Origin of the sequence: Mycobacterium sp. (assembly GCF_025933915.1) — a bacterium.
Taxonomy (GTDB): Bacteria; Actinomycetota; Actinomycetes; order Mycobacteriales; family Mycobacteriaceae; genus Mycobacterium.
The window spans coordinates 33,415-48,946 of the sequence record NZ_JAICZA010000015.1 but is presented as its reverse complement, the minus strand read 5'-3'; the positions used below and the strand labels follow the sequence as shown (position 1 = coordinate 48,946).

Genomic DNA, 15,532 nt, shown 5'->3' with positions numbered 1-15,532 from the left:
TCAGCCGCTCGATCACCATCGCCATGCCCTGCCCGCCGCCGACGCACATGGTTTCCAGACCGAACGTCTTGTCGTGGGTCTGCAGGTTGTTCAGCAGCGTGGCGGTGATGCGGGCGCCGGTCATCCCGAACGGGTGCCCCAAGGCGATCGCCCCGCCGGAGACGTTGAGTTTGTCCTCGTCGATCCCCAACTCGCGGGCGGAACCGAGTACCTGCACCGCGAACGCCTCGTTGATCTCGAACAGGTCGATGTCAGAAACCGACATGCCCGCCTTCGCCAACGCCTTCTTGGTCGCCTCGATCGGTCCCAAACCCATGATCTCCGGCGACAATCCGGAAACCCCGGTGGAGACGATGCGGGCCAGCGGGGTCAGCCCCAGCTCACGTGCCTTCACATCGCTGGTGATGACCACCGCCGCCGCACCGTCGTTGAGTGGGCAGGCGTTGCCAGCGGTTATCGTGCCGTTCGGCCGGAACACCGGCTTGAGCTGGCTGACCTTCTCATACGTGGTGCCCGGCCGCGGGCCGTCGTCGACGCTGACCGTGGTGCCATCCGGCAGCGTGACCGGTGAGATCTCGCGCTCGAAGTGTCCGCTCTTGATCGCCTCTTCGGCGCGGTTCTGGCTGCGTACCCCCCAGCGGTCCTGGTCTTCGCGGCTGATCCCGGTCAACAGCACGACATTCTCGGCGGTCTGACCCATCGCGATGTAGACATCGGGCAGCGCGTCGTCGGCGCGCGGATCATGCCACTCGTCGGCGCCCTCGGCAGCCGCCGCGGTCCGCGCCTGGGCAGCGTCGAACAGCGGGTTCTTGGTGTCCGGCATGCCGTCGGCGCTGCCCTTGGCGAACCGGGACACGGTCTCCACGCCGGCGGAGATGAACGCGTCGCCCTCGCCGGCCTTGATCGCGTGGAAGGCCATCCGGGTGGTCTGCAGCGACGATGAACAGTACCGGTTGACGGTGGTGCCCGACAGGAAGTCATAGCCCAACGCCACGGCGACCACCCGCGCGATGTTGTAGCCGGACTCGCCGCCCGGCTGGCCGCAGCCCATCATCAAGTCATCGATCTGGTGCGGGTTCAGGGCCGGCACTTTGTCGAGCGCGGCACGCACCATCTGCGCGGCCAAGTCATCGGGTCGCATGCTGACCAGCGACCCCTTGCCGGCACGGCCGATCGGCGAGCGAGCAGTTGAGACAATGACGGCTTCAGGCATGGTGGTTCCCTTCAGATCCCTGCAGATCCCTCAGATGGGGCTGGCTCGCTTGGCCACCGGGTGATAGGTCCACCCCGACGGGCGAGAACAAATCTAGTCGCTGCCGACCTCAGGGCACGAAGACGGGGCAGGTCCGGGTGCCGGACGCCGCCACAGCCGTGACATCACGCTGGCCCGGGTGTGGCGCTGGCCGAGGACCGGCGCCGCCGCCGGCACCGCCGGGTTGCGCGACGGGCGCTCCACCTCCTCACCCAGCACGTCGCACAGGGCGAGCAGCAGCGCGTCGGCCGCCAGCGCGTAGGCGGGTGCCGACGGGTGGAAGCCGTCGGCGGAGAACATCACGTCCGGTGTGGCCCGGAACTGCGGTGCCATCAGCCGCGCCAGCGGCACCGGCACACCGCCGGCCGAGCGGACCGCCGCGGTCTGGGCGCGGGCAAGCTGCAGGCAACGCTCGTGCGCCAGCGACCGCAGCGGTTGCGGAATGGCGCTGATGAACCCCAGATCCGGGCAGGTGCCGACGATCACCACCGCGTCCCGGGCGCGCAACTTGCGGACGATCAACGCCAGCCGTTGCGCCGACTGGCTGATGCCGTTCAGCGCGGTCACGTCGTTGGCACCGACCATGATCACCGCCACGTCCGGCGGCGCGCCGGCCACGAACATGGCGTCGACTTGGCCGCACACGCCTTTGGAGGTGGCGCCGACAATGGCCTTGGTGCTCAGCCGGATTCGCTTGCCGGTCTGCTCCGCCAGGCCCTGCGCGATCCGTACCCCCGGCACTTCGCCGGCACTCGTGCACCCGTACCCGGCGGCGGTTGAATCGCCGAAGATCATCAGGTGAAGGTCGGCCGTCATGCCGCGGCGCCACCGCTCCACCGGCCCGCCGCCGCGCGCGTACACGCCGTCGGCGCGGGGCGGGATGTCCCATGACTTGGGGATGATGGTGCGCGCGTGGGTCGCCTGGCCGACCAACAGACTGCGCGCCCCCAGGTAGGCGGTCCCTGTCGAGGCCAGCGCGCCCGCTGTGGCCAGGGCGATCGCCGAACGACGTGGCACCCGAATGGTCACGCAGTCAAGTTTAGGGCCGCTCCGGACTTTGCGCGGGCGGTGCGAAAAAACGAAGTGGTCACGGTGCGACTCAGAACTGGTATCAACTCAGAGATTTCATACGTTGCACTAAGCAATGGCTGTCAAGCTGAGAGCAGGGGGTTGGCTGAGCGCCTTGGCAAACGGCTGAACCGGACGCTCAGCTGACTCGTCACATGCTGTATCGCACTACAACGGCGTAGGAAGTGTTGAGCATGACCGCACCTAGCAAGGTATCGGGTTCGCCTGAGAACCCCGTTCGTGCCCTTGATGTCCTCAAGGCCCGTCGCGCCCAGACGCGCAAATTCGCGATCAGCGACGGCGCACCGGTCGAGGTCCTCGAGTCCGGCCCAAGCGTTGCTGCGCGACTGGCCAACCTGACGTCACGGCTGACGATTCGGCCGATTCTGACCGTCGGCAGCCATGTCCCCAACTTGCCGTGGCCGTGGGGTCTCATCGACCTCACCGCTCGGGTGCTGATCCCGGCGTCGGCCACCGTCCGCGAGACGGTGAAGTTGCCCAACGCCTCGGCGCAGCTGGTTCGCGCGCCCGGGGTGCTTCCCGCCGACGGCACCCGCCGGATCGTCGTCTACCTCCACGGCGGCGCGTTCCTGACCTGTGGGGCGAACTCCCACGGCAGGCTCGTCGAAGCCCTCTCCAAGTTTGCCGACTCGCCCGTGTTGGTGGTGAATTACCGGCTGCTGCCGAAGAATTCGGTCGGCATGGCGCTCGAGGATTGCCACGACGCCTACCGATGGGTGCGCCTGCGCGGCTACCCTCCCGACCAGATCGTGCTGGCGGGGGACTCCGCGGGCGGCTATCTGGCGCTCACGCTGGCGCAACGTCTGCAAGCCGACGGAGAAGGGGAAGAGGAAGTGCCCGCCGCGCTGGTGGCGATCTCGCCACTGCTGCAGCTGGCGAAGGAACCCAAGCAGGCCCATCCCAACATCGACACCGACGCGATGTTCTCCGCCGAGGCGTTCGATGCCCTCGCCGAGCTGGTCGCCGGCGCGGCCGGGAAGAACAAAATCGCCGGCAAGCCCGAAGAGATCTACGAGCCGCTGGAACACATCAAGCCGGGCCTGCCCCGCACCCTGATTCACGTCTCGGGCTCCGAGGTGCTGCTGCACGATGCGCGGTTGGCCGCGAGCAGGCTGGCCGCGGTGGGCGTGCCGGCCGAGGTGCGGGTGTGGCCCGGGCAGATCCACGACTTCCAGCTGGCCGCGCCGATGGTGCCGGAGGCCATGCGCTCGCTGCGTCAGATCGGCGACTACATCCGCGAGGCCACCGGCTAGCGCCGGCGCACGAAACCCGCAGAGTAGTTGTACGCCCCGCGAAACCGCCTGAGACGATGTGACGCATGCGGATCGCGCAGCACATCAGTGACCTCATCGGCGGCACGCCGCTGGTGCGCCTGAACTCCGTCGTTCCCGATGGTGCCGGCATCGTGGCGGCCAAGGTCGAATACCTCAACCCCGGCGGCAGCTCCAAGGACCGGATCGCGGTGAAGATGATCGACGCCGCCGAAGCCGGCGGACAGCTGCGCCCCGGCGGCACCATCGTCGAACCCACATCGGGCAACACCGGGGTCGGGCTGGCCCTGGTCGCCCAGCACCGCGGTTACAAGTGTGTGTTCGTCTGCCCCGACAAGGTCAGCGAGGACAAGCGCAACGTGCTGATGGCGTATGGCGCCGAGGTGGTCGTGTGCCCGACGGCGGTGCCGCCCGAGCATCCGGACAGCTACTACAGCGTCTCCGACCGGCTGGTCACCGAAATCGACGGTGCGTGGAAGCCGGACCAGTACGCCAACCCGGAGGGCCCGGCCAGCCACTACGCCACCACCGGTCCGGAGATCTGGGCCGACACCGACGGCAAAGTCACCCACTTCGTCGCGGGCATCGGCACCGGCGGCACGATCACCGGCGCGGGCCGCTACCTCAAAGAGATATCCAACGGCGCCGTGCGCATCATCGGCGCCGACCCCGAGGGTTCGGTGTATTCGGGTGGCACCGGCCGGCCCTATCTGGTGGAGGGCGTCGGCGAGGACTTCTGGCCGCAGGCATACGACCGCACGGTGCCCGACGAGATCATCGCGGTTTCCGACTCGGACTCGTTCGACATGACCCGGCGCCTGGCCCGCGAAGAAGCGATGCTAGTCGGCGGGTCGTGCGGGATGGCGGTGGTCGCCGCGCTGCGGGTCGCCGAGGACGCCGGACCCGACTCGCTGGTCGTGGTCTTGCTGCCCGACGGCGGGCGGGGCTACATGTCGAAGATCTTCAACGACGCCTGGATGTCGTCGTACGGGTTCCTGCGCAGCCGCCTCGACGGGTCGACCCAGCAGTCCAGGGTCGGCGACGTGCTGCGCCGCAAGTCCGGTGAGCTGCCTGACCTGGTGCACACCCACCCGTCCGAGACCGTGCGTGACGCCATCGGCATCCTGCGCGAGTACGGAGTGTCCCAGATGCCGGTGGTCGGCGCCGAACCGCCGGTGATGGCGGGGGAGGTCGCCGGCAGTGTCTCCGAACGCGAACTGCTGTCGGCCGTCTTCGAGGGCCGGGCGAAATTGGCGGACGCGGTCGCGCTGCACATGAGCCCACCGCTGCCGATGATCGGCGCGGGGGAGCTGGTCAGCGCGGCGGGCACGGCGTTGCGTGATTGGGACGCGTTGATGGTGGTCGAGGAGGGCAAACCGGTCGGGGTGATCACCCGCTATGACCTGTTGGGCTTCCTCTCCGAGGGGCCTCGTGGACTGAGCGGGCGCCGGTAGCGCGCGGCGGCCCGGCGGGTGACGCGCGTCTCGCCCGGCGGTGAAACCCTCAGGTACGGTAATTCGGCCAGTCCAGCTAGAGACGTCCGGCTGTTCCGCAGTGGAAGGTTGCCCATGACCGATCAACCGCCGCCCGGCGGCGCATACCCGCCACCTCCCTCGTCGCCCGGTCCGTCCGGTGGACAGCAGCCACCCTCCGGTGGGCAGGAGATCCCGCCCCCGCCGCCACCCATCCCTCCGGCGCCCGGTGGTTCCTATCCGCCGCCCCCGCCGCCGTCCGGTGGTTCCTATCCGCCGCCCCCGCCTCCGTCCGGTGGATACGCGCCGCCGCCGCCGGGCCCGGCGATCCGCACACTGCCGACGCAGGACTACACGCCGTGGCTGACCCGCGCGCTGGCGTTCGTCATCGACATCCTGCCTTTCGCCGTCGTGTGGGGCATCGGTGTCGCAATCATGGTTGCCACGCAGCAGACGGCCTGCATCACCGACATCACGCAGTACGCCATCAACCAGTACTGCGCCACCCAGAACTCGACCCTTGGCATGGTGGCGCAGTGGCTGGCGTCGATCGTCGGGCTGTTCTACCTGATCTGGAATTACGGCTACAGGCAGGGCACGACCGGGTCGAGCATTGGCAAATCGGTGATGAAGTTCAAGGTGGTCAGCGAGGTCACCGGGCAACCCCTCGGCTTCGGCATGTCCGTGGTGCGGGCGCTGGCGCACTTCATCGACGCGATCATCTGCTTCATCGGTTTCCTTTTCCCGCTGTGGGATTCGAAGCGTCAGACGTTGGCAGACAAGGTCATGACGACGGTGTGCTTGCCGATCGACGGGACCGAAAGGCCACCCGTCACCTAGGCTGATCGTCGATGAGCGACGAACGCAGCGGACAGCCCCACTTCAAAGGACTGGCCACCAAAGCGATTCACGCCGGCTATCGGCCGGACCCGGCGACCGGAGCGGTCAACGCCCCGATCTACGCCAGCAGCACCTTCGCCCAAGACGGTGTCGGGGCCCTGCGGGGGGGATTCGAGTACGCGCGCACCGGCAACCCGACCCGGGCCGCGCTGGAGGCCGCGCTGGCCGCCGTCGAGGAGGGCACCTACGGGCGGGCCTTCGCCTCGGGAATGGCCGCCACCGACTGCGCCCTGCGGGCGGTGCTGCGGCCGGGTGACCACGTGGTGATCCCGAATGATGCCTACGGCGGCACCTTCCGCCTCATCGACAAGGTCTTCACCCAGTGGAACGTCGAGTACACACCGGTCGCGCTGCATGAGCTGGACGCCGTGGCCGCCGCGATCACGCCGCGAACCCGGATGATCTGGGTGGAAACCCCGACCAACCCGTTGCTGTCCATCGCCGACATCGCCGCCCTCGCCGATCTGGCGGCCGGGCGGGCCGCGGAAAGGTCGGTAAAAGTGTTGGTGGACAACACTTTCGCCTCACCCGCGCTGCAGCAGCCGTTGGCGCTGGGTGCCGACATCGTGCTGCACTCCACCACCAAATACATCGGCGGACATTCCGACGTGGTGGGTGGCGCGCTGGTCACCGACGACCAGGAGCTGGACGACGCGTTCGGCTTCCTGCAGAACGGGGCGGGCGCGGTGCCCGGCCCGTTCGACGCCTACCTGACGATGCGGGGCCTGAAGACGCTGGTGCTGCGGATGCAGCGGCACAGCGAAAACGCCTCGGCCGTCGCGGAATTCCTCGACGGGCACCCCGCCGTGAGTGGTGTGCTCTATCCCGGTCTGCCCACCCATCCCGGGCACGAGATCGCCGCGCGGCAGATGCGCGCGTTCGGGGGCATGGTCTCGGTGCGCATGCGCGGTGGCCGGGAGGCCGCCCGCGATCTGTGCGCCAGAACCAAGGTGTTCATCCTGGCCGAATCGCTGGGTGGGGTCGAGTCGCTGATCGAATACCCCAGCGCCATGACGCATGCGTCGACGGCCGGGTCGCAATTGGAAGTTCCCGACGATCTGGTGCGGCTGTCGGTGGGCATCGAGGACGCCGCCGACTTGCTGGCCGATCTCGAGCAGGCCGTCGGCTAGACCGACCGCGAGCAGACGCAGAATCGCACGCGGAGCGCGTTTAGTGCGATTCTGCTGGGGGCACCTCCCGCTTGCGGGGGACTGCTCGCGAAAAGAGAAGCGACTAGGAGTGGTACGGCTCCGCGCTGACCAGGGTGACCTTCACGGTGTTGCCGTTGGGCACCACGTAGCTGCGGGTCTCGCCTTCCTTGGCGTCGATCAGGGCACCGCCCAGCGGTGAGTTCGGCGAGTACACCTCGAGCTTGCCGTCGTTGACGCCCTCCTGGCGGGTGGCGATCAGGAAGGTTTCCGTGTCGGATTTGTCGCCGTTGTAGTAGACCTTCACCACCGAGCCGGGCAGCGCGACGCCGGACTGCTTGGGCGCTTCGCCGACCTTGGCGTTGTTGAGCAGATCCTGCAGCTGGCGAATCCGGGCCTCCTGCTGGCCCTGCTCTTCGCGGGCGGCGTGGTAGCCGCCGTTTTCGCGCAGGTCGCCCTCCTCGCGGCGGTCGTTGATCTCCGCGGCGATGACCGGACGATTCGCGATCAACTGGTCGAGCTCGGTCTTGAGTCGGTCGTGTGACTCCTGGGTCAGCCAGGTCACCGAAGTGTCCGTCATCTCGTCGTGCTCCTCGTATGTCGTTCCGCGAGTCCGCTTAAGTCCTGTTATTCCGCCGTCGGAAGCGTGCGGGTCATCCCCGTGTGCTGCGGCGCCGCGGTGCTAACGGCCGCTAATGCAGCAACACGGTCCCAACCGGAACCGTGCATTCACCCATGTTACCACCGCGCAAACAGTTGATGACTCCATATTCGCTGTTCGGCGTCGATCGCAACCGGTCAGGACGGGCGCAGGTAAGCCGGCACATCGGTGCCGCACCCATAGATGTCGGCCACCGCCGGCGGCTGGGAGGATTTGACCGTCGTCGTCACCTGCACGGTGGCGGCGTCGGACGGTGGCACCAGCAGTTCGCGCCGTCCCGTCTCGCTGCCGTCAGCGGAGCGCACCCGCACGATGCAGTCCACCGGCCGCGACGGATTCGATCGGGTCACGCTGATTGTGATCGACGCCGTCTGGTCGTCGATCACCCGATAGCCGGCCAGCGATCCCTTGACGTCAGCGGTGCCGAACCGCTGGTAGCCGACGACGGCCACGACCAGCCCGGCCACGACGGCCAGCGCGCCCACCGCGACGATCGCCCACCGCCGGGGGATGCGCGCCAGCCGGGAACGCCCGTAACGGGCCTCCGGACGCGGAGTAGGGGTTTCGGTCATGCCTGGTTGTGCCTGATTGTCGGCTGCCGGGCACCGGCCGACAGCAATGCATCGATGTGGAACTGGAATTATAGGGTCAGACCGGGCGACCACCAGAGGTGACAAGGGGGCACGTGAGCGAATTGCGGTTGATGGCGGTGCACGCCCACCCCGACGACGAGTCCAGCAAGGGCGCGGCCACCTTGGCCCGCTACGCCGACGAAGGCCACCGGGTGCTGGTGGTGACCCTGACCGGCGGTGAGCGCGGCGACATCCTCAACCCGGCGATGGACCTGCCCGAGGTGCACGGGCACATCGCCGAAATCCGCCGTGACGAGATGGCCAAGGCCGCCGAGATCCTTGGGGTGGAGCACACCTGGCTCGGCTTCGTCGACTCCGGGTTGCCCAAGGGCGACCCGCCGCCTCCGCTGCCGGAGGGATGTTTCGCGCTGGTGCCGCTGGACGAGCCGATCGGGGCGCTGGTTCGCGCGGTACGCGAGTTCCGGCCGCACGTGATGACCACGTACGACGAAAACGGCGGCTACCCTCATCCCGATCACATTCGCTGCCACCAGGTTTCGGTCGGCGCCTTCGAGGCCGCCGGCGATTATCGGCGTTTCCCGGACGCCGGCGAGCCGTGGACGGTGTCCAAGCTGTACTACAACCACGGGTTCCTGCGGGCCCGGATGCAGTTGCTGCACGACGAAGCCCTCAAGCACGGCCACGAACCCCCGTTCAAGAAGTGGCTCGAACACTGGGACGCGGCCCACGATCCGTTCGAGTCCCGGGTCACCACACGCGTCGAATGCTCGGCCTATTTCAGCCAGCGCGACGACGCGCTGCGGGCGCACACCACACAGATCGATCCGGACCACGACTTCTTCGCGGCTCCCATCGAATGGCAGCAACGGCTTTGGCCCACCGAGGAATTCGAGTTGGCCCGCTCGCGCGTCCCCGCGCGGCTGCCCGAGGACGACCTGTTCGCCGGAATCGAGACCGACACGTGAATCACCTCGTTCTGATCGTGAGCGCCGTGAGCTGGCAGGCCGACGACGCGCCGCAACATACCGGGCCCGACTTCGGCAAGGCCAGCCCGGTCGGGTTGCTGATCGTCGTGTTGCTGTTGATCAGCACACTGTTTTTGCTGCGCTCGATGAACCGGCAGCTGAAGAAGGTGCCGGAGTCCTTCGATCCCCAGCATCCTGAGCCGGATCAGGCCGCGGACGAGGGCACCGACGCGCTCGACCCGGGCACCGGGCACCCCCCGGATCAGGCCGACGGAGCACCGCGACCCCCGGGATCCGATGATGAGCCAGGCTGATTCGTCTGCCACGAATACCCTCGGGCTGGCCACCAGCCCGTATTTGCGTCAGCATGCCGACAACCCGGTGCACTGGCAGCAATGGACACCGCGGGCGCTGGCCGACGCCGCCGCCCGCGACGTGCCGATCCTGCTATCCGTCGGCTACGCCGCCTGCCACTGGTGCCACGTCATGGCGCACGAGTCGTTCGACGACCACGACGTCGCCGCGGCGATGAACGCGGGATTCGTCTGCATCAAGGTCGATCGCGAGGAACGCCCGGACATCGACGCGGTGTACATGAACGCCACGGTGGCCCTCACCGGGCAGGGTGGTTGGCCGATGACGTGTTTCCTCACACCGGATGGCCGCCCCTTCTTCTGCGGCACCTACTATCCGAAACAAGCTTTCCTGCAACTTCTTTCGGCTGTCTCCGCCACCTGGAGGGAGCGTCGTGGCGAAGTGGAGGAGGCGTCCGACCATATCGCCGGCGAGTTACGCAAGATGGCCGGGGCTCTGCCGGGTGGCGGCCCCGCGGTGGCGCCGGACCTGTGTGACCGCGCCGTCGCCTCGCTGCTCGAGGATGAGGACACGGTGCACGGCGGGTTCGGCGGTGCACCCAAATTCCCGCCGTCGGCGCTGCTCGAGGCGCTGCTGCGCAGCTACGAGCGCACCGGGTCACCGGCGGCGCTCGAGGCGGTGTCGCGCGCCGGCAACGCGATGGCCCGCGGTGGCATCTACGACCAGCTTGGCGGCGGCTTCGCCCGATACAGCGTCGACAACGCATGGGTGGTACCGCATTTCGAGAAGATGCTCTACGACAACGCGCTGCTGCTGCGCGCATATGCGCACTGGGCCCGGCGGACCGGCGATCCGCTGGCGCGCCGGGTCACCGACCAGACCGCCCGGTTCTTGCTCGACGATCTCGCCGACGGCGCCATGTTCACCTCGTCGCTGGACGCCGACGCCGACGGCCGCGAGGGCTCGACCTATGTCTGGACGCCGGAGCAGCTGAACGACACGCTCGGGCCCGATGACGGTCGTTGGGCCGCAAAGGTTTTCGCGGTCACCGCGGCCGGCACGTTCGAGCACGGCAGCTCGGTGCTGCAGTACCCCACCGATCCGGAGGATCCGCAGCGGGCCGAACGCACGCGGGCCGCGTTGTTGGGCGCCCGCCGTGGCCGGGTCCAGCCCGGCCGCGACGACAAGATCGTCACGTCGTGGAACGGCCTGGCGATCACCGCGTTGGCCGAAGCCGCCGTGGCGTTGGACGAACCCGAGTTCGCCCGAGCCGCAACGCGTTGCGCGCAGGCGCTGCTCGATCTGCACATCGTCGATGGCCGGCTGCGGCGCGCCAGCCTGGGCGGCGTGGTTGGCGACAGCGTCGCCATCCTGGAGGACCACGCGATGCTGTCCACCGGGCTGTTAGTGCTCTACCAGCTGACCACCGAGGCGGCCTGGTTGACCGCGGCAACGGATCTGCTGGACACCGCGTTGGCGCACTTCGCCGATCGGGAGCAGCCCGGCCGCTGGTTCGACACCGCCGACGATGCCGAGCAGTTGATGCTCCGGCCGGCCGACCCGCTGGACGGGGCGACCCCGTCGGGCGCGTCGTCGATCACCGAGGCGCTGCTGATCGCGGCGCACCTGGTCGACGGGGAGCGCGCCGAGCGGTATTTGCGGGCGGCGGGCGACTCGCTGCGCGCGCACTCGGTGCTGCTGGACGGCGCGCCGCGCTCGGCCGGACATTGGCTGGCCGTCGCGGAGGCCGCGGTCCGCGGACCGTTGCAGATCGCGGTGGCCTGTGACCCGTCGCGGTCGGCGCTGCTTGCCGACGCGCGACGGCTGGCGCCCGGCGGGGCGATCGTCGTGGGCGGGGAAGTGGATTCGTCGGCGCTGCTGGCCGGCCGGGACCGGGTGGCCAGCGCCGACGCCGCCTACGTCTGTCGCGGGCGGGTCTGCGACCTACCGGTCACCGGGACGGCCGAACTGGCGGCGGCCCTGGGTGTTTGAGGACGGTAGTCCGGCGGCTACCCTGCGTCCCATGCCGAATGCCGCCAGGGCCGAAGCGATCAGAAACACGGTCCACCGCTACATCGAACTGGTCGCCAAGGGCAGCGCCGACGACCTGGTCGAGTTGTACGCCGATGACGCCACCGTCGAGGACCCGGTCGGCGGCGAGGTGCACATCGGGCACCAGGCGATTCACGGCTTTTACTCGGCGGTCGACAACCTGCAGCGCGAATGCGAGCTGGTGTCGCTGCGCGTGGCCGGCAACGAGGCCGCTTTCCAGTTCCGGCTGACGGTGACCGCCGGCGGGCACCGGATGGTGATCGAGCCGATCGACGTCATGGTCTTCGACGGCAGCGGGAAGATCGCCGCGATGAAGGCGTACTGGTCGCCCGACGACGACGTCCCGCAGGTTTAGGCTCCCAGCAGCCAGGCGTGGTCGCTCGTGTAGAAGACGGCGAACCACATGGCGATGTAGTGCAGAATCGCCGCGATCGCGGTGAACGCGTGGAAGAACTCGTGATAGCCGAATGTCCGCGGCCACGGGTCGGGCCAGCGCAACCCGTAGAAAATGCCACCAACGCTGTAGAACACACCGCCCACCGCCAGCAGCACCATCGCGGCCACACCGGCCTGGTGCAGGATCGTCGGGGCATACCAGATGGCCACCCAGCCCAGCAGCAGATAGAGCGGCACACCCAGCCAGCGCGGCGCCGTCGGCCAGCACAACTTCAACGTGATGCCCGCCAGCGCGCCGCCCCACACGATGCACAGCACCACCACGCCGGTGTCCTGCGGCATCACCAGCCGCGCGAACGGCGTGTAGCTGCCGGCGATGAACACGAAGATCATCGAATGGTCGAGCCGCTTCATCCGGATCCGGGCCAGATCTGATTTCCAGTGCACCCGGTGATAGGTGGCGCTGACCGCGAACAGCGCCACCGTGCAGGCCGCGTAAATCAGCGTCGAATGACCGGCGCGGGGCGAGGACGCGGCCCACGACACCGACACCAGCGTGGCGCCGGCGATGACGGCCAGCCACGCCGAGTAGAAGTGGATCCAGCCGCGCAGCCGGGGCTTGCTCAGAACCTGGGCGGCGCCCTCGACGAGCTGCTCGACGGTGTTGCCCGGAACGATCGACTCGTTCCCGGGCTCCGGGTTGGGGGCGGTGCTGGTCTGGCTGTTCATGGCTCCTGTGTTTTGTCTTCGCAACGAGGGGTCCCGCAGGCGCGGTGGCGGGGCCGCGTAAGAGCCAGAGTAGCCAGGGATGGTTACGGCACAGTGTCGACTTCTCACGGGACTTCTCATCTGACCGCGCCGGAATTGGAACCCGGATTCCATCGCCGCTGGCAGTAGGGTGGGTGTTCGTGGAAATCATCCCGCCGCGACTCAAAGAGCCGCTGTATCGGATCTACGAAATGCGGCTGCGGCAGGGCCTGACCGCTTCCAAGTCGGAACTTCCCCGCCACATCGCCGTGTTGTGCGACGGGAACCGGCGCTGGGCGCGCGACGCGGGATACGACGACGTGAGCTACGGCTACCGGATGGGTGCCCTCAAGATCGCCGAGATGCTGCGCTGGTGTCAGGACGCCGGCATCGAAATGACCACCGTGTACCTGCTTTCCACGGAAAACCTGCAACGGGATCCCGAAGAGCTGGCCGGGCTCATCGAGATCATCACCGACGTCGTCGAGGAGATCTGCGCACCCGCCAATCGCTGGAGTGTGCGCACCGTCGGCGACCTCGAGTTGCTCGGCGAGCAACCGGCCCGCCGGCTGCGCGGGGCCGTGGAGTCCACGCCGGTCGTGGCGTCCTTCCATGTCAACGTCGCCGTCGGCTACGGTGGCCGCCGAGAAATCGTCGACGCGGTGCGTTCGCTGTTGAGCAAGGAGCTCGCCAACGGCGCGTCGGCCGAAGAGCTGATCGACACGGTCACCGTCGATGCGATCTCGGAAAATCTCTACACCTCCGGTCAGCCCGATCCCGACCTGGTGATCCGCACGTCGGGCGAGCAGCGGCTGTCCGGTTTTCTGCTGTGGCAGAGCGCGTACTCCGAGATGTGGTTCACCGAAGCGCACTGGCCCGCGTTCCGCCGGGTCGACTTCCTGCGCGCGCTGCGTGACTACACCCAGCGGCATCGCCGCCACGGCAAGTAGCCCCCCGGACGAAGCCTCGCGCGGTTGCTTCTGTGACTCCTGGGGCCGCTGAGCTCCGCCGGACTGGCGCGTGTCAAATATTTACCCGCCAACGGGAATAGCCGGGTGAACCACCTCGTCGTTGTATCCATGGCATTAGCGCCATGAGTCGATATGGCGGTGCACCGGGGCACGTTCACAGTTCAAAGCCGTTCGACACAACCGGCCATCGCGAGGAGTAATCACATGATGTCTGTTTCTGGTGTATCCGGTCCCACCACGCGGCCCCTCTACGACTCGACCGACTCGCTGTTGCGGTTTGCCGTCCGCGCCGACGCGACGCTGACGGGATTGTTCGGCTTGGTCGTCGCCTTCATCGCCGACCCGCTCTCGTCGCTGACCGGCCTGACGTCCTTTCAGGAGTACTCGGTGGGGGCCTTCTTCGTCTTCTACGGCCTCGTGGTGTTCAGCCTCGGGGCGATGCCGGACCTGCGCGGTATCGGTATCGGCGTCATCGTCGCCAACGTCTTCTTCACGTTGGCCTCGATCGTGGCGGCCGAAGCATTGCCCCTGACCGCCACCGGGGTTGCGCTGACGGTGGCCAGTGCTGCCTCCATGGCTGCGTTCGCGGGGCTGCAATACCTGGGACTGCGTCGCCTCGAGACGGAGTAAGCGCCCACCGACCTAGAGTTTGCGCAGCCGCAGCCGGTTGATGGAGTGATCGGCGTCCTTGCGCAGCACCAGTGTGGCGCGGGGCCGGGTGGGGAGAATGTTCTCGACGAGGTTGGGGCGGTTGATGGAGCGCCAGATCTCGCGGGCGGCGGCGACGGCCTTGGTGTCGTTGAGGGGCGCATAGTGGTGGAAGTGCGATTCGGGATCGGCGAAGGCCGTGCTGCGCATGGCCAGGAACCGCGATATGTACCACTGTTCGATGTCTTCGATCCGCGCGTCCACGTACACGCCGAAGTCGAACAGGTCCGACACCATCAGGGTCGGACCGGTCTGCAAAACGTTGAGACCCTCCAGGATCAAGATGTCGGGATGACGGACCACATGCTTGGCCCCGGGGATCACGTCGTATTTCAAATGGGAATACACGGGCGCGCAGGCGTAGTCCGAGCCTGACTTGACCGAGGTCACGAACCGCATCAGCGCCCGACGGTTATAGCTTTCCGGAAACCCTTTGCGATGCATCAGGTTTCGTCGATCCAGCTCGGCGTTCGGGTACAGGAAGCCGTCGGTGGTCACCAGGTCCACCCGGGGGTGATGGTCCCAGCGGGCCAGCAGCGCCTGCAGCACACGGGCGGTTGTCGACTTGCCGACGGCCACGCTGCCGGCGACCCCGATGATGAACGGCACGGGCCGGTCCGGGTTTTGCTGCGGTTCGCCCAGGAATTCGGCGGTGGCGGCGAACAACCCCTGGCGGGCCGCGACCTGAAGGTGGATCAGCCGGGCCAGCGGCAGGTAAACCTCTTCGACTTCGAGCAGGTCGATTTGTTCACCCAGACCGCGCAGGCCGACCAGTTCCTCCTCGGTGAGGGCCAGCGGCGTCGACATACGAAGCGCTCGCCATTGCTTTCGGTCGAACTCCACATACGGGCTCGGCTCGCTAAGCCGCGGCATAGTGCAAGTGTTGCAGGAGCGCCCGCGCACCCGACGCGTGGGCTGGTGAAAAGTCGGCGCTGGATAGACTGGCGCCGTGACTGCTGCACCTGACGCCCGCCCTGCTGACGCCGACACCG

Annotated in this window: 16 protein-coding genes; 10 read left to right on the top strand and 6 right to left on the bottom strand. The window is 67.8% G+C overall.

The features are described 5' to 3' along the window. A partial coding sequence (locus Q0W90_RS04210; RefSeq protein WP_297773274.1) for an acetyl-CoA C-acetyltransferase occupies window positions 1-1,213 on the bottom strand: 1,213 nt, incomplete at its 3' end. 93 nt (window positions 1,214-1,306) lie between these two features. After that, window positions 1,307-2,269 (bottom strand): SGNH/GDSL hydrolase family protein, encoded by a 963-nt coding sequence (locus tag Q0W90_RS04205; RefSeq protein ID WP_297595188.1) that lies wholly within the window; start codon window positions 2,267-2,269, stop codon window positions 1,307-1,309. A 245-nt stretch (window positions 2,270-2,514) separates the two neighbouring features. Between Q0W90_RS04205 and Q0W90_RS04200 the strand changes: the two genes are divergently transcribed. The 4 genes from Q0W90_RS04200 (at window position 2,515) to Q0W90_RS04185 (ending at window position 7,114) form a co-directional block, all read left to right on the top strand. Further along, entirely contained in the window at window positions 2,515-3,594 is a 1,080-nt protein-coding gene (locus Q0W90_RS04200; RefSeq protein ID WP_297773272.1) for an alpha/beta hydrolase, read from the top strand. Between the two features lie 65 nt (window positions 3,595-3,659). After that, window positions 3,660-5,066, top strand: a complete 1,407-nt coding sequence (locus Q0W90_RS04195) for a cystathionine beta-synthase (RefSeq protein WP_297595163.1) — start codon at window positions 3,660-3,662, stop codon at window positions 5,064-5,066. Window positions 5,067-5,180: 114 nt separating this feature from the next. Next, window positions 5,181-5,924, top strand: a complete 744-nt coding sequence (locus Q0W90_RS04190) for an RDD family protein (RefSeq protein WP_297595161.1) — start codon at window positions 5,181-5,183, stop codon at window positions 5,922-5,924. Between the two features lie 11 nt (window positions 5,925-5,935). After that, window positions 5,936-7,114 (top strand): cystathionine gamma-synthase, encoded by a 1,179-nt coding sequence (locus tag Q0W90_RS04185; protein ID WP_297595160.1) that lies wholly within the window; start codon window positions 5,936-5,938, stop codon window positions 7,112-7,114. A gap of 103 nt (window positions 7,115-7,217) precedes the next feature. Here the strand turns inward: Q0W90_RS04185 and greA are convergent, their stop codons facing one another. After that, complete coding sequence (gene greA / locus Q0W90_RS04180; RefSeq protein ID WP_297595159.1) at window positions 7,218-7,712, bottom strand: transcription elongation factor GreA; 495 nt, start codon at window positions 7,710-7,712, stop codon at window positions 7,218-7,220. 218 nt (window positions 7,713-7,930) lie between these two features. Next, a complete protein-coding gene (locus tag Q0W90_RS04175; RefSeq protein ID WP_297699595.1) occupies window positions 7,931-8,365 on the bottom strand; it encodes a DUF4307 domain-containing protein in 435 nt (144 codons plus the stop codon). Window positions 8,366-8,478: 113 nt separating this feature from the next. Between Q0W90_RS04175 and mca the strand changes: the two genes are divergently transcribed. Genes mca through Q0W90_RS04155 form a run of 4 tightly spaced genes read left to right on the top strand, consistent with a single transcriptional unit; the run spans window position 8,479 to window position 12,073 of the window. Further along, window positions 8,479-9,351 (top strand): mycothiol conjugate amidase Mca, encoded by an 873-nt coding sequence (mca, locus tag Q0W90_RS04170; protein WP_297595157.1) that lies wholly within the window; start codon window positions 8,479-8,481, stop codon window positions 9,349-9,351. Window positions 9,352-9,362: 11 nt separating this feature from the next. Further along, window positions 9,363-9,665 carry a hypothetical protein gene (locus tag Q0W90_RS04165; RefSeq protein WP_297595187.1) on the top strand — a complete coding sequence of 101 codons (303 nt, stop codon included), beginning with the start codon at window positions 9,363-9,365 and terminating at the stop codon, window positions 9,663-9,665. Next, window positions 9,652-11,658 carry a thioredoxin domain-containing protein gene (locus Q0W90_RS04160; protein ID WP_297595156.1) on the top strand — a complete coding sequence of 669 codons (2,007 nt, stop codon included), beginning with the start codon at window positions 9,652-9,654 and terminating at the stop codon, window positions 11,656-11,658. Before Q0W90_RS04165 ends, Q0W90_RS04160 begins: the two co-directional genes overlap by 14 nt. Before the next feature lie 31 nt (window positions 11,659-11,689). Further along, complete coding sequence (locus Q0W90_RS04155; protein WP_297595155.1) at window positions 11,690-12,073, top strand: nuclear transport factor 2 family protein; 384 nt, start codon at window positions 11,690-11,692, stop codon at window positions 12,071-12,073. On the opposite strand, the gene Q0W90_RS04150 is transcribed toward Q0W90_RS04155, so the two are convergent. Further along, window positions 12,070-12,843: a hemolysin III family protein gene (locus Q0W90_RS04150; protein WP_297595154.1), complete on the bottom strand. Its 774-nt coding sequence runs from the start codon at window positions 12,841-12,843 to the stop codon at window positions 12,070-12,072. The genes Q0W90_RS04155 and Q0W90_RS04150 overlap by 4 nt on opposite strands. 179 nt (window positions 12,844-13,022) lie before the next feature. On the opposite strand from Q0W90_RS04150, the gene Q0W90_RS04145 reads away from it, so the two are divergent. Further along, window positions 13,023-13,811 (top strand): (2Z,6E)-farnesyl diphosphate synthase, encoded by a 789-nt coding sequence (locus Q0W90_RS04145; RefSeq protein ID WP_297595153.1) that lies wholly within the window; start codon window positions 13,023-13,025, stop codon window positions 13,809-13,811. A 225-nt stretch (window positions 13,812-14,036) separates the two neighbouring features. Further along, complete coding sequence (locus Q0W90_RS04140; protein ID WP_297595152.1) at window positions 14,037-14,462, top strand: hypothetical protein; 426 nt, start codon at window positions 14,037-14,039, stop codon at window positions 14,460-14,462. 12 nt (window positions 14,463-14,474) lie between these two features. Here Q0W90_RS04140 and coaA read toward each other — a convergent pair whose 3' ends face one another. Continuing rightward, the gene (coaA, locus tag Q0W90_RS04135; protein ID WP_297595151.1) at window positions 14,475-15,413 is read right to left on the bottom strand and encodes a type I pantothenate kinase; all 939 of its coding nucleotides are present in this window, start codon (window positions 15,411-15,413) and stop codon (window positions 14,475-14,477) included. Window positions 15,414-15,532: the final 119 nt, after the last annotated feature.

Excerpts from the sequence above, each read along its gene's own strand:
- Q0W90_RS04200 (WP_297773272.1), top strand. The coding sequence starts at position 2,515 with ATGACCGCACCTAGCAAGGTATCGGGTTCGCCTGAGAACCCCGTTCGT.
- Q0W90_RS04195 (WP_297595163.1), top strand. The coding sequence starts at position 3,660 with ATGCGGATCGCGCAGCACATCAGTGACCTCATCGGCGGCACGCCGCTG.
- Q0W90_RS04190 (WP_297595161.1), top strand. The coding sequence starts at position 5,181 with ATGACCGATCAACCGCCGCCCGGCGGCGCATACCCGCCACCTCCCTCG.
- Q0W90_RS04185 (WP_297595160.1), top strand. The coding sequence starts at position 5,936 with ATGAGCGACGAACGCAGCGGACAGCCCCACTTCAAAGGACTGGCCACC.
- greA (WP_297595159.1), bottom strand. The coding sequence starts at position 7,712 with ATGACGGACACTTCGGTGACCTGGCTGACCCAGGAGTCACACGACCGA.
- Q0W90_RS04175 (WP_297699595.1), bottom strand. The coding sequence starts at position 8,365 with ATGACCGAAACCCCTACTCCGCGTCCGGAGGCCCGTTACGGGCGTTCC.
- Q0W90_RS04160 (WP_297595156.1), top strand. The coding sequence starts at position 9,652 with ATGAGCCAGGCTGATTCGTCTGCCACGAATACCCTCGGGCTGGCCACC.
- Q0W90_RS04155 (WP_297595155.1), top strand. The coding sequence starts at position 11,690 with ATGCCGAATGCCGCCAGGGCCGAAGCGATCAGAAACACGGTCCACCGC.
- Q0W90_RS04150 (WP_297595154.1), bottom strand. The coding sequence starts at position 12,843 with ATGAACAGCCAGACCAGCACCGCCCCCAACCCGGAGCCCGGGAACGAG.
- Q0W90_RS04140 (WP_297595152.1), top strand. The coding sequence starts at position 14,037 with ATGATGTCTGTTTCTGGTGTATCCGGTCCCACCACGCGGCCCCTCTAC.
- coaA (WP_297595151.1), bottom strand. The coding sequence starts at position 15,413 with ATGCCGCGGCTTAGCGAGCCGAGCCCGTATGTGGAGTTCGACCGAAAG.